Below are 13,597 nucleotides of genomic sequence, written 5' to 3'. Positions count from 1 at the left end.
TAGGTAAGTTTCGCTTTTCTCAGTGTACATCTTAGTGTAGACTTGTAGTTAAATAGCTTTTTTCAGTGAATTTGAGGCTTAAATCTAAAAAAAAGTCAAAACCAGAACGTTTTGTTCTTTGAAAGAGATAAAGTCTGTGAAAAACTTGAAAAAAATTGATTTTACAAAAGGGAAACAGATGTATTTGTTGAATATTTTCATATAATAAAAAATTAATATTGTTGTTCTTCTTAATTTATTAAGATGACATGTGCAGAAAGAAAAAGGAGGTGCCAAAGAATGAACAGCAATGAAATATACGTTAGTTTAGACATCGGTACATCCAGTGTGAAAGTAATCATCGGAGAGATGAGTAACGATTCATTGAATATCATTGGTGTAGGGAATGTTAAATCACACGGACTAAAAAAAGGTTCTATCGTTGATATAGATGCAACAGTTCAATCTATTAGAAAAGCAGTAGAACAAGCTGAACGAATGGTAGGCATTACAATTAAAAAGGTTGTAGTGGGCATAAGCGGAAATCATGTATTTTTACAGGATTGTCACGGAGTAGTAGCCGTGTCAAGCGAAAATCGTGAAATTACAAACGAAGATATTCATCGAGTAATTGATGCTGCTCAAGTCATGTCTATCCCGCCAGATCGTGAAATCATTGATGTTATTCCAAAGCAATTTATTGTAGATGGCTTAGAAGGTATTAACGATCCTAGAGGTATGATTGGGGTACGTTTAGAAATGGAAGGCACAATCATAACGGGATCTAGAACGGTTTTACATAACTTATTACGCTGTGTAGAAAGAGCTGGTTTAGAAATCAGTGATATTTGTTTACAGCCTCTAGCCGCTGGTTCAATTGCATTATCTCGTGATGAAAAAAACTTAGGTGTCGCACTGGTAGATATCGGTGGGGGTTCAACAACGGTTGCGATCTTTGACCAAGGACATTTGAAAGTAACAAATGTACTAGCTGTTGGCGGAGAGCACATTACCAAAGATTTATCGATTGGCCTTCGCACATCGACTGAAGATGCGGAAAATATTAAGATAAAGCATGGACATGCTTTCTACGATCATGCTTCTGAAGAAGAAGTATTTAGTGTACCGATCATTGGAAGCGATCAGCATCAGCAGTTTAATCAGCTCGAAATCTCTGATATTATTGAAGCTAGATTAGAAGAGATTTTAGATATGATTACGCAGGAGGTAAACCGCCTAGGATACAAAGATATTCCAGGAGGATTTGTTCTAACAGGCGGAGTAGTAGCGATGCCTGGTATTCTTGAGCTAGCTCAAGTGATTTTAAAGAATAACGTGCGCATAGCAGTGCCTGATTATATTGGAGTACGTGAGCCGCATTATACAACAGGCGTAGGATTAATAAAATTTGCATACAAAAATGCTAAAATACAAGGCCGGGAAATTGGAGCGCCAGTTGTGGAAGAAGAGCCGATTGAGCAAGAAATGATCAAACCTAGCCCGAAACCACAGCAGCCGCAACAATCAGCTGAGCAGCCGAAAAAGAAAAATGACCAAAATTTAATGAAGAAGTTTTTTGGATACTTCTTTGATTAACGTTACGGATTGGTAATTTCGAAGAATTAGGAGGAACTATCATGTTGGAGTTTGATACAAGTGTAGACCAATTAGCGACGATTAAAGTAATCGGTGTCGGAGGCGGCGGTAACAACGCGGTTAACCGAATGATTGAACATGGCGTCCAAGGTGTAGAATTTATTGCAGTTAATACAGATGCACAGGCATTAAATTTATCAAAAGCTGAAACAAAAATGCAAATCGGCGCTAAATTAACAAGAGGATTAGGTGCAGGTGCTAATCCGGAAGTTGGTAAAAAAGCAGCTGAAGAAAGTAAGGAACAAATCCAAGAAGCACTAAAAGGTGCAGACATGGTTTTCGTAACAGCTGGTATGGGTGGAGGAACTGGAACTGGTGCAGCTCCAGTCATTGCCCAAATTGCTCGTGAGCTAGGAGCACTAACGGTAGGTGTTGTTACTCGTCCGTTTACGTTTGAAGGCCGTAAGCGTTCTACTCAAGCGGCAGGCGGCATCGCGTCAATGAAAGAAGCAGTGGATACGCTGATTGTTATTCCAAATGATCGCTTATTAGAAATCGTTGATAAAAACACGCCAATGCTAGAAGCGTTCCGTGAAGCTGATAACGTATTACGACAAGGTGTGCAAGGTATTTCAGATTTAATCGCAGTTCCTGGATTAATTAACTTAGACTTCGCTGACGTGAAAACAATTATGTCTAACAAAGGATCTGCACTTATGGGTATCGGTATTGCGACTGGTGAAAACCGCGCTGCTGAAGCAGCTAAAAAAGCTATTTCAAGTCCACTTCTTGAAACATCTATCGATGGAGCTCAAGGTGTGTTAATGAATATCACAGGCGGTACAAACCTAAGTCTTTACGAAGTACAAGAAGCTGCAGATATCGTTGCTTCGGCTTCTGACCAAGAAGTGAACATGATCTTTGGATCTGTTATTAACGAAAACCTAAAAGATGAGATTGTTGTTACAGTTATTGCAACTGGCTTTAGTGACCAAGATTTATCACAGCCAAAACCAGGTCGTCCTTCGTTATCGGCGAATCGCATGCAGCAATCGACACAGCAACCGGCTCCACAGCCGAAGCGTGAAGTAAAGCGTGAAGAACCTGTACAGCAAGAATATACGCGTCCATCTCAGCCGCAGTCTGAAGATGCGCTAGATATTCCAACATTCTTACGAAACCGTAATCGTAGACGCTAAGAAAATAAAAAGCCAAGACCTCTGTTTTATACAGAGGTCTTTTTTTATGCAATGAATCTAGAAAACTCAAAAAGAGTATAAAAAACATTCGACATGGTCAATATGACGCCTTCAAAGGGTTTGTGTTTTCTTTCTAAAAGTGGTGTGACAAATATCGAATGATTTCCTCAAAAATACTGCTTGTTTCTCGGCATGAACTGACAGACTTTCTAATAGGATGTACTATATACTAATTTTTAACAGAAAAATTCAGAAAGAATGGAGAGGTTATAAACATTGCCAATCTATTTAGATTTAATATGGATGCTGAATTTTGGGTTAGATACGATCTTACTAATGTTATGTGCTGTTGTACTTAAACGGAATTACAAGTGGTGGCGGCTTTTGCTTGGCGGCTTTATCGGTTCATTGATTGTCCTTCTTATGTTTACACCTTTTTCTCATCTTATGGTTCATCCTGCTATTAAAATTTTATTCTCGTTTTTTATGGTATTGATGGCGTTTGGTTATAAACGACTGCGCTTTTTCTTTGAGAATTTATTAACGTTTTATTTTGCAACCTTTGTTGTGGGTGGAGGGTTAATGGGCGTTCACTTTTTATTTCAAGATCAGTTCCTTGTTCTTAATCAAATGGTTGATACGAAATCTCCACAGTTTGGTGATCCTATTAGCTGGATATTTGTTCTTATTGGTTTTCCGCTATTATCTTATTTTTCAAAAGCACGAGTTGATGATTTGCGAATGAAAAATATTACATTTGATCAGCTGGTAGATGTAGAAGTTATTTTAAACGAACAGACGCTGTCGATGAAAGGACTTATTGATAGTGGGAATCAGCTTGTAGATCCGCTGACGAAAACCCCGGTTATGATTGTTACAGCAGATTCTTTAAAAGAAATATTGCCTGAAGGCTTAATGGAATTAAGCAAAAATGTCCAATCCTTTTCACACAGCGAAGATATTGATCAAGAGTGGTATTCAAAAGTCCGCTTTGTCCCTTATCGAAGCGTGGGCCAAGCCAATCAGCTGCTTCTTGCTCTAAAGCCAGATATGGTAAGGCTGGTGCATCAGTCCAATACGATTGAAGTCACTAAAGTATTAGTAGGTATTAGTCATACAACGCTTTCAGTGGAGAAGCAATATGAATGTATTGTTCATCCGAAGCTCATTGTTATTGGAGAAGTAAGTTCCGCATCGTAAAAGGTGTGAACAAATAAAGGAGGATACAGAATGGCTACATATCGAATTCGATTTCAATTATGGTGGTACAAATTATTAATTAAACTTAAGCTAAAAACAGATGAAGTGTACTATATAGGAGGAAGTGAAGCTCTTCCACCGCCGCTGACAAAAGATGAAGAAGAAGTGCTCCTGAAAAAACTCCCATCAGGAGATGAAGCAGCACGTTCACTGTTGATTGAGCGTAATTTGCGACTGGTTGTTTATATTGCCCGCAAGTTTGAAAATACGGGAATCAATATTGAGGATTTAATTAGCATCGGCACCATCGGTTTAATTAAAGCAGTAAACACGTTTAATCCTGAAAAGAAAATTAAGCTAGCGACGTACGCCTCTCGCTGTATTGAAAATGAAATTTTAATGTATTTGCGCCGCAACAATAAAATTCGATCTGAAGTTTCATTTGATGAGCCGTTAAATATTGATTGGGATGGAAACGAACTGTTATTGTCTGACGTGATGGGAACCGAAGAAGATATTATCACAAAAGACCTGGAAGCCAATGTAGATCGAAAACTTTTGTTGAAAGCACTGCACCAATTAAATGATCGCGAAAAGCAAATTATGGAGCTGCGCTTTGGGCTAGCCGGCGGAGAAGAAAAAACGCAAAAAGATGTAGCTGATATGCTAGGCATTTCTCAGTCTTATATTTCAAGGCTCGAAAAACGAATTATTAAACGGCTGCGAAAAGAATTTAATAAAATGGTTTAAGTAAAAAAGCTGATTGTATAAGGGCTGAGAAGCATCTTATACAATCAGCTTTTTTAGCGTGGAATTGTCAGAATTGTAAAAGTGCATATTTTTTCCTTCTGAGGAGATACTGAATTCAGAACATCATCTCCTGTTAGGAGGGAAAGAGTTGACAAGAAATAAAGTAGAAATTTGTGGAGTAGATACTTCGAAACTTCCCGTATTAAAAAATGAAGAAATGCGAAAGTTGTTTAAACAAATGCAGGCTGGAGATGGAACAGCAAGAGAAAAGCTAGTAAGCGGAAATTTACGTCTCGTACTCAGCGTGATCCAACGTTTTAACAATCGTGGAGAATTTGTTGACGACTTATTTCAGGTTGGATGTATTGGATTAATGAAATCCATTGACAATTTTGATTTAAGTCAAAACGTGAAGTTTTCTACATATGCTGTCCCAATGATTATAGGGGAAATTCGCCGCTATTTACGTGACAATAATCCAATCCGTGTTTCTCGTTCCCTTCGTGATATTGCTTATAAAGCTCTTCAAGTTCGTGAAAGGCTTATGAGTGAAACATCCAAGGAACCTACAGCTGAGGAAATTTCAAAAGTCCTAGAAGTACCGCATGAAGAAATTGTGTTTGCTTTAGATGCTATCCAAGATCCGGTTTCTTTATTTGAACCTATTTACAATGATGGCGGAGACCCAATCTATGTGATGGATCAGCTAAGCGATGAACGCAACCGTGATTCAACTTGGATTGAAGAAATTGCTTTGCAAGAAGGTATGAGAAGATTGAACGAGCGAGAAAAACTAATTTTACGAAAGCGCTTCTTCCAAGGTAAAACACAGATGGAAGTGGCTGAAGAAATTGGTATTTCTCAAGCGCAGGTTTCTCGTTTAGAAAAAGCTGCTATTAAACAGATGAATAAAAATATTCAAAGTTAACAAAAGCTCTCTAAACTGGCAGCTGCCCGTGTTCATACAATCAATACCATTCACTTTATTTGATGTTCAACTTAATAAGCATCGTGTCTATAAAAACGGACACGGTGCTTATTTTGTATGTATCAATGAATATATGACCAAAAGATATTCATGTTAGATTTCCTATTGCTATGAGGACTTCTCGCTGCTTGTTGAGAATGTCTCTTGATGAAAAACTGTGTAATTAGTGAACAAAATGCTTATAGAAAGAGAATGGCAGAGAAAAAATAAGCTTTTCCTTCATGAAATGAAAATTTGAAAATATATATAGGCTAAGGAATAAAGTTGGCTATAGGAGGAGAGAGCATGTTAAAGATTTCAGAGTTTCAGCTGAAAGATGTAGTGAATGTAGCTGATGGCAAAAAACTTGGAAATGTAGGGGATATTGATATTGACTTAACAACGGGAAAAATACAGGCCGTCATTATCGGAGGCTCTCGTGTATTGGGCTTCTTTGGAAAAGATGATGAAATTGTGATTCCGTGGAAAAATATTGTGAAAATTGGTTCCGATGTCATTTTAGTACGTTATAAAGACGCATTTCAGCCTGAAGAGAATTAGTTTTTTGTCAACAGCACCTAGCAATCTGTGGTACAATATGTGAGAATAAATGAAACAAGGGATGTGTCACATACATGAATCCTGAGCCATTAAAAAAAAGCCATCACGAGTCGTTTATGTGGCTGAGCCCTTGGGTAGAAAAGAATGATATGCTTGTTGTTGGTTTCACCACAAAAAATGGTGGCGTGAGTAAACCTCCATTTGCTTCTTTTAACCTAGGGCTTCACGTAAACGATAACGTAGAAGATGTTATTACAAATAGAAAAATTTTAGCAGCCGAACTAGACATGTCTTTTGAAAGCTTTGTATGTGCTGAACAAGTACATGAAGCAACTGTTCAAAAAGTAACAAAAGCCGACTGTACAAAAGGACTCTACAAGTATGAAGAGGGCATAAAAGCAGCGGATGGCATTTATACAAATGAATCTGATATTTTGTTAGCTTTATGTTATGCAGATTGCGTTCCGCTGTACTTCTATGCGCCTGATCACCATTTAGTTGGTCTTGCTCATGCTGGGTGGAAGGGAACAGTAAAAGATATTGCAAAAAATATGATTCGGCGGTGGGTAGAGCAAGAAAATGTTCCGGTTGAAGATATTTACGTGGCGATTGGCCCTTCGATTGAAGATTGCTGTTATGTTGTCGATAACCGCGTCATTACACAAGTAAACGAAGTAGTTGGCCAAAATGGATATCAAGAAGTAAGCCCTGGACAATACGCGCTTAATTTAAAAAAAGTCAATAAGCTGCTGATTCAAAACGCAGGCGTATTGCCGGAACGAATTTTAACATCGTCGTATTGTACAAGCTGTGAAGATGACCTGTTCTTCTCACATCGCCGCGACCAAGGGAAAACAGGACGCATGTTTAACTTCATAGGCTTTAAGGAGGAGTAATTACATAGTGACAGCTAGCGTAAGTGAAAATCTAGAAGCAGTTCAACAAACAATTGCTGAAGCATGTAAAAAAGTTAATCGAAATCGAGAAGATGTAGAGCTGATTGCTGTAACAAAATATGTTTCCACAAAACGAGCAGCAGAAGCAGTGGATGCAGGCATTTTACATCTTGGAGAAAACAGGGATGAAGGTCTTCTAGAAAAGTATGAATCAATCGGTGAGAAAGCGACCTGGCATTTTATCGGAAGCTTACAAACAAGAAAAGTAAAACATGTGATTGATAAAGTTGACTATATTCATTCACTAGACCGATTATCTTTAGCAAAAGAAATTGATAAACGTGCAGGACATCGTATAAAATGTTTTGTACAAGTTAATGTTGCCGAAGAACAATCAAAGCATGGCCTTGCTGTAGAAGAGGTAATTCCATTTATTCAATCTCTTGAAACATTTACAAATATCCAAGTAGTTGGATTAATGACCATGGCTCCTCACACAGATGACGAGTCCTTGCTTCGCAGCTGTTTTCAAGGTCTAAAAAAATTGCAGAGTCGTATACAAGAACTAAACTTGCAATATGCACCGTGTACGGAGCTATCAATGGGAATGTCAAACGATTATGCAATTGCAATTGAAGAAGGAGCAACATTCATTCGACTAGGAACCACGTTAGTTGGGAATGAACGTTAAGGAGGTGTAATTCAAGATGAGTATGAAAAATCGCTTTAGAAGTTTCTTTGCTCTTGATGACGATACTGAATATGTAGAAGAACATTACGAACAAGAAGAGTCGGTAGAAGAGCCTGTACAGCAGTCGAGACCAGCAGTGAAAGCTAGTCAGCAGCCGAATCAGCAGCAAAACGTGATTAGCTTACAAAGCGTTCAAAAATCATCAAAAATGATGCTTTGCGAACCTCGCGTCTATGCCGAAGCACAAGAAATTACGGATCATTTAAAAAATCGTAAAGTCGTAGTTGTTAATTTACAGCGCATTCAACGAGATCAAGCAGTGAGAATTGTCGACTTTTTAAGTGGTACAGTTTATGCTTTAGGCGGGGACATTCAAAAAATTGGAACCGACATCTTTTTATGTACACCTGATAATGTAGACGTAAGCGGAAGCATTTCAGATATGATGGGAGAACACGATACAACAAACGTAAAGAGGTGGTAGTTTTTGGACATCGTTTTTGGGATTCTCGCAAAATTGATTGGGCTTTACTCATGGGCACTGATTATTTACATTTTGATGTCTTGGGTACCCGATGTAAGAGCCTCTAAGTTTGGTCAGCTGCTTGGCAGTATTTGCGAGCCTTACTTAGAGCCTTTTCGTAAAATCATTCCGCCTATTGGCATGATTGATATTTCACCTCTTGTTGCAATCTTTTTACTACGATTTGCGGAAAGAGGCGTGTATTCACTTAATAATGTGATGGGGTTTATTTAAAAAAGGAATCGCTGGATTCCTTTTTTACATACCAATAGTAGGAGTAATAATATGTCTATTTATGAACATTTTAGGCAAGAAGAACATGGGTTTATTGATCAAGTTCTTCAGTGGAAAGAAGATGTCCTACATCAATACAGCCCAAAATTAACGGACTTTTTAGATCCAAGAGAGCAGCAGATTGTGACGGCTATTGTTGGGACTGAAGGAGAGGTTCAAGTTTCATTTGATGGTGGACAACCGTTTGCTGAACGCAAGCGTGCGCTGCTATATCCGGATTACTATGTGCCTGAAAGCGAAGATTTTCAGTTGCATATGTACGAATTGAATTATCCTAAAAAGTTTGTGACGATTGAACATCCTCAAGTTCTTGGTTCGGCGATGTCCTTAGGACTGCGCCGTTCAAAATTTGGCGATATTTTGGTCGCGGGAGACGATATTCAGCTTGTAGCTGCAGAGGAAATTTCTTCTTATATTGAGATGAATTTAACATCAATTGGAAAAGCCAAAGTTTCACTTTCTTCTATTCAAAGAGAGCAGCTGCATGTGGTAAAAGAAGAGCTGATTGAACACGTTTATACAGTTTCTTCAATGAGGCTTGATGTTTTGCTGTCGACCATTCACAATCTATCAAGACAAAAAGTCCAGCCGTTTATTGCAAATGGAGCGGTAAAAGTAAATTTTAAAGTCATTGAACAGCCTTCTTTTGAATGTCATGAAGGTGATATTTTGTCGCTTCGTGGCCACGGCAGAAGTCGTATCGTTTCACTTGAAGGCAAAACCAAAAAAGAAAAATGGCGAATTGTTGTAGGGAAGCAGAAATAAAGAAATCTACTAGCAGGAAATTTTAAAAATATGTCGAATAAACCATTACTAATGATGTAATGAGACAACACGGAGGTGGCCTAGATGCCTTTAACCCCTTTGGATATTCATAACAAAGAGTTTAATCGCGGGTTTCGCGGATATGATGAAGATGAAGTAAATGAGTTTCTTGACCAAGTAATTAAAGACTATGAGCTGGTAATGCGTGATAAAAAGGAGTTAGAAGGAAGGGTATCTGAATTAACAGATCGTCTTGGACATTTTACTAACATCGAAGAAACGTTAAATAAATCAATTTTAATTGCTCAAGAAGCAGCGGAAGATGTAAAGCGAAACGCTGAAAAAGAAGCGAAGCTCATTATAAAAGAAGCAGAAAAAAATGCGGACCGTATTATTAATGAAGCACTGTCTAAGTCTCGTAAAATTGCGATGGACATTGAGGAGACGAAAAAGCAGTCTAAAGTATTTAGAACTCGTTTCAAAATGTTAATTGAAGCACAGCTTGAAATGTTAAACAGCGATGACTGGGATCAGTTGATGGATTATGAGATGCCAGCGCTAGAAGAAAAAATTGACTAGTCAAGACATCATCTTGACTTCTCACGTTTTGTTGTCATATAATTTGGTAACAGATGAAATTTCATATCAAACAGTACGGAGACAGGGACAGTAGCTTTTTTAGTTTGTCAAAGCGAATCGAGGATGGTGCGAGCTCGATAACAAACAAAAAAGTGAAAATCACCCTAGAGTACCATTGCTGAAATGATGATAGTAAGCAGTGGCGGTTTATTCACGTTACGAATGCAAAGAGGATTTGCGTGCAGCAAATCTACTAGGGTGGTACCGCGGGAGGCCTTCTCGTCCCTTTTTGGGATGAGGAGGTCTTTTTGTTATGGTGCAAAAAGATATGAAATTTACGTTTTTTTTTGGAGGGTAAAACATGGAATATAAAGATACATTATTGATGCCAAAAACTGAATTTCCGATGCGTGGAAATTTACCGAACCGCGAGCCTAAAATGCAAGAACAGTGGGCTGAAATGAATATTTATGAAAAAGTACAAAAACGTACGGAAGGCCGCCCGCTATTCGTCCTGCATGATGGACCTCCATATGCCAATGGCGATATTCACATGGGACATGCCTTAAATAAAATTTTAAAAGATTTTATCGTTCGCTATAAGTCGATGTCAGGCTTCTGCGCACCTTATGTGCCAGGCTGGGATACACACGGCTTGCCAATTGAAACGGCTTTAACAAAAAATAAAAAAGTAAACCGCAAAGAAATGACAGTAGCTGAATTCCGTAAGCTTTGCGAACAGTATGCTTGGGAACAAGTAAACGGCCAGCGTGAGCAGTTCAAGCGTTTAGGCGTACGCGGAGATTGGGATAATCCATATGTAACGCTTCAGCCACAGTACGAAGCGCAGCAAATCAAAGTATTTGGCGATATGGCGAAAAAAGGCTATATCTACAAAGGATTAAAACCTGTATACTGGTCTCCTTCAAGTGAATCTGCTTTAGCAGAAGCGGAAATTGAATACTATGACAAGCGTTCAGCTTCTATTTACGTAGCGTTTAATGTGAAAGATGGTAAAGGCGTGCTTGAACAAGATGAAAAATTCATCATTTGGACGACAACACCATGGACAATGCCAGCTAACCAAGGGATTGCTGTCAATCCCGAGCTTCAGTACAGCGTAGTTGAAGCAGATGGAGCAAAATATGTGGTAGCAACTGAACTTATTGAAACAGTTGCTAAAGAAATTGAATGGGCTGACTATAAGACACTTCGTACAGTAAAAGGTTCAGAACTTGAACGCGTGGTAGCTGAACATCCAATCTACAAGCGCGATTCTTTAGTTGTTCTTGGCGATCACGTAACGACTGATGCTGGTACTGGCTGTGTTCATACAGCACCGGGACACGGGGAAGACGACTTTATCGTTGGTCAAAAATACGGTTTGGAAGTTCTTTGTCCAGTTGATAGTAAGGGTCATATGACGAATGAAGCACCAGGATTTGAAGGATTATTCTATGATAAAGCGAATAAGCCGATTACAGACAAACTAGAAGAAGAAGGCGCGCTGTTAAAATTAAGTTTCATTACCCACTCATATCCACATGACTGGCGTACGAAGAAACCAACAATTTTCCGTGCAACAGCACAGTGGTTTGCGTCTATTAAAGATTTCCGTGAAGATTTATTAAAAGCAGTAGAAAAAACAGAATGGGTGCCTACTTGGGGTGAAACTCGACTTTATAACATGGTGCGTGACCGCGGAGACTGGTGTATTTCTCGTCAACGTGCATGGGGCGTTCCGATTCCAGTATTTTATGCTGAAAATGATGAGCCAATCATTACGGACGAGACAATTGAGCACGTATCAAATCTATTTAGAGAACATGGATCAAACGTATGGTTTGAGCGTGAAGCAAAAGACTTGCTTCCAGAAGGCTTTACTCATGAAGGAAGCCCAAATGGCCGTTTCACAAAAGAAACAGACATCATGGACGTATGGTTTGACTCTGGTTCTTCACATCAAGCTGTTCTTGAAGAGCGTGAAGACTTACAGCGTCCGGCTGATTTGTATTTAGAAGGTTCTGACCAATACCGCGGCTGGTTTAATTCAAGTCTTTCTACAAGTGTAGCTGTAACAGGTGAAGCACCTTATAAAGGCGTACTTAGCCACGGATTTGCTTTAGACGGTGAAGGTCGCAAAATGAGTAAGTCATTAGGGAATGTTGTAATTCCAGAAAAAGTAATGAAACAACTAGGTGCGGATATTTTACGTCTATGGGTAGCTTCTGTAGATTACCAAGCGGATGTTCGTGTATCTGATAACATTTTAAAACAAGTAGCAGAAGTATACCGTAAAATCCGCAACACGTTCCGTTTCTTACTAGGAAACCTAGCGGATTTTAATCCAACAACTGACGCTGTAGCCGTTGAAGACCTTCGTGAAGTAGATCGCTACATGCTTGTGAAGCTGAACAAATTAATTGATAAAGTGAAAAAATCTTATGATTCATATGAATTCTCAAGCATTTATCACGCAGTGCATAATTTCTGTACAATTGATATGAGTTCATTCTACTTAGACTTTGCAAAAGATGTATTGTACATTGAAGCAGAAAATAATGTAGAGCGTCGCAGCATTCAAACGGTTCTTTATGAAACGTTATTATCGTTAACGAAATTAGTGTCTCCAATTCTTTCTCATACAGCAGACGAAGTATGGGTTCACATTCCGAACGTAACGGAAGAAAGCGCGCAGCTAGTTGATATGCCAGAGGTTCAAGAAATTGAAGGAGCAGATCAATTAGTAGAGAAATGGGATGCGTTCATGGAGCTTCGCGATGAAGTCTTAAAAGCGCTAGAACAAGCTCGTAATGAAAAAGTAATCGGTAAGTCTTTAGAAGCAAAATTAACGCTGTATCCAACAGCAGATACGAAAGAGCTGTTAGCCTCTATTTCTGAAAATGTAGGTCAACTCTTCATCGTTTCAGATCTTGAAGTAGCAGAAGGTGAAGCGCCTGCTGAAGCACAAAAATTCAGCTATGCTTCAATTGTTGTAAGTAAAGCAGAAGGTGAGAAGTGTGAGCGCTGCTGGGTAGTATCACCAACAGTTGGCGAAGATCAAGATCACCCAACTTTATGTACACGCTGTGCGGATGTTGTGAAAAATCACTACGTTCAGCAGTAATGAACAAAAGCACGTCCTTTTTGGGCGTGTTTTTTGCTGTACGAAATTCCCAAATACAATGGTATAAAGCATTCAAAGCCTTAGGAAAAACTTGTGTTGTAGATTCGATGGAAAACTCGGTAAACCTAACATCATTAATACTTCATCTTATCAGCACAGGAGGCGTTTGCATGTATGAAAATTATCTTTCCATTGGACAGGAATTAGCTCTTATCAAAGAAGAATTACAAGATCGCCTATTGAGATATGCTACAGAACAATCTGGTTATATAGATGAAAAGGAACGTTACGTAATAGAAATGATTAAAGCCGATTTAAAAGATGTAGAACACGCGCTAGCAAAGCTTGACGTTGGTGCGTTTGGAATTGATGAACTAACTGGCGAAGTGATGTCTATTCATAAATTAAAAGTAATGCCGACGGCCCGCACAAACGAAGATTTATTTGTTTTCTGGTGAGAAGCGAGAAAA

Annotated in this window: 14 protein-coding genes and 1 other annotated feature; all 14 genes read left to right on the top strand. The window is 38.8% G+C overall.

Going from position 1 to position 13,597, the window contains the following annotated elements; all coding sequences use genetic code 11:
- The first annotated feature begins 279 nt into the window (after positions 1–279).
- Complete coding sequence (ftsA, locus tag WKH56_RS02070) at positions 280–1,575, top strand: cell division protein FtsA (protein WP_013058956.1); 1,296 nt, start codon at positions 280–282, stop codon at positions 1,573–1,575.
- A gap of 41 nt (positions 1,576–1,616) precedes the next feature.
- Positions 1,617–2,774 (top strand): cell division protein FtsZ, encoded by a 1,158-nt coding sequence (gene ftsZ / locus WKH56_RS02065; RefSeq protein ID WP_013058955.1) that lies wholly within the window; start codon positions 1,617–1,619, stop codon positions 2,772–2,774.
- A gap of 276 nt (positions 2,775–3,050) precedes the next feature.
- Positions 3,051–3,974: a sigma-E processing peptidase SpoIIGA gene (spoIIGA, locus tag WKH56_RS02060; protein WP_014458377.1), complete on the top strand. Its 924-nt coding sequence runs from the start codon at positions 3,051–3,053 to the stop codon at positions 3,972–3,974.
- Positions 3,975–4,004: 30 nt separating this feature from the next.
- Entirely contained in the window at positions 4,005–4,724 is a 720-nt protein-coding gene (sigE, locus tag WKH56_RS02055) for an RNA polymerase sporulation sigma factor SigE (RefSeq protein WP_013058953.1), read from the top strand.
- A gap of 148 nt (positions 4,725–4,872) precedes the next feature.
- Positions 4,873–5,652, top strand: coding sequence for an RNA polymerase sporulation sigma factor SigG (gene sigG, locus WKH56_RS02050; RefSeq protein ID WP_013058952.1), 780 nt, complete (start codon positions 4,873–4,875; stop codon positions 5,650–5,652).
- A gap of 345 nt (positions 5,653–5,997) precedes the next feature.
- Positions 5,998–6,252: a YlmC/YmxH family sporulation protein gene (locus tag WKH56_RS02045; protein ID WP_013058951.1), complete on the top strand. Its 255-nt coding sequence runs from the start codon at positions 5,998–6,000 to the stop codon at positions 6,250–6,252.
- 74 nt (positions 6,253–6,326) lie between these two features.
- Positions 6,327–7,148, top strand: a complete 822-nt coding sequence (gene pgeF / locus WKH56_RS02040; protein WP_063248569.1) for a peptidoglycan editing factor PgeF — start codon at positions 6,327–6,329, stop codon at positions 7,146–7,148.
- Positions 7,149–7,155: 7 nt separating this feature from the next.
- Positions 7,156–7,839 (top strand): YggS family pyridoxal phosphate-dependent enzyme, encoded by a 684-nt coding sequence (locus WKH56_RS02035; RefSeq protein ID WP_048019827.1) that lies wholly within the window; start codon positions 7,156–7,158, stop codon positions 7,837–7,839.
- 16 nt (positions 7,840–7,855) lie between these two features.
- Complete coding sequence (locus WKH56_RS02030; RefSeq protein WP_014458381.1) at positions 7,856–8,323, top strand: cell division protein SepF; 468 nt, start codon at positions 7,856–7,858, stop codon at positions 8,321–8,323.
- Between the two features lie 3 nt (positions 8,324–8,326).
- Positions 8,327–8,596: a YggT family protein gene (locus WKH56_RS02025; RefSeq protein ID WP_028411469.1), complete on the top strand. Its 270-nt coding sequence runs from the start codon at positions 8,327–8,329 to the stop codon at positions 8,594–8,596.
- A gap of 51 nt (positions 8,597–8,647) precedes the next feature.
- A complete protein-coding gene (locus WKH56_RS02020) occupies positions 8,648–9,421 on the top strand; it encodes a YlmH family RNA-binding protein (protein ID WP_013058946.1) in 774 nt (257 codons plus the stop codon).
- Positions 9,422–9,505: 84 nt separating this feature from the next.
- The gene (locus WKH56_RS02015; RefSeq protein ID WP_013058945.1) at positions 9,506–10,000 is read left to right on the top strand and encodes a DivIVA domain-containing protein; all 495 of its coding nucleotides are present in this window, start codon (positions 9,506–9,508) and stop codon (positions 9,998–10,000) included.
- Positions 10,001–10,069: 69 nt separating this feature from the next.
- Positions 10,070–10,290 (top strand) — a binding site (T-box leader).
- A 71-nt stretch (positions 10,291–10,361) separates the two neighbouring features.
- Positions 10,362–13,127: an isoleucine--tRNA ligase gene (gene ileS / locus WKH56_RS02010; protein ID WP_014458384.1), complete on the top strand. Its 2,766-nt coding sequence runs from the start codon at positions 10,362–10,364 to the stop codon at positions 13,125–13,127.
- Between the two features lie 170 nt (positions 13,128–13,297).
- Entirely contained in the window at positions 13,298–13,585 is a 288-nt protein-coding gene (locus tag WKH56_RS02005) for a conjugal transfer protein TraR (RefSeq protein ID WP_028411468.1), read from the top strand.
- Positions 13,586–13,597: the final 12 nt, after the last annotated feature.

The sequence above is a fragment of the Priestia sp. SB1 genome (assembly GCF_038898415.1).
Note: the sequence above shows the minus strand (reverse complement) of the source record. Positions and strands in the feature narration are given on the sequence as shown.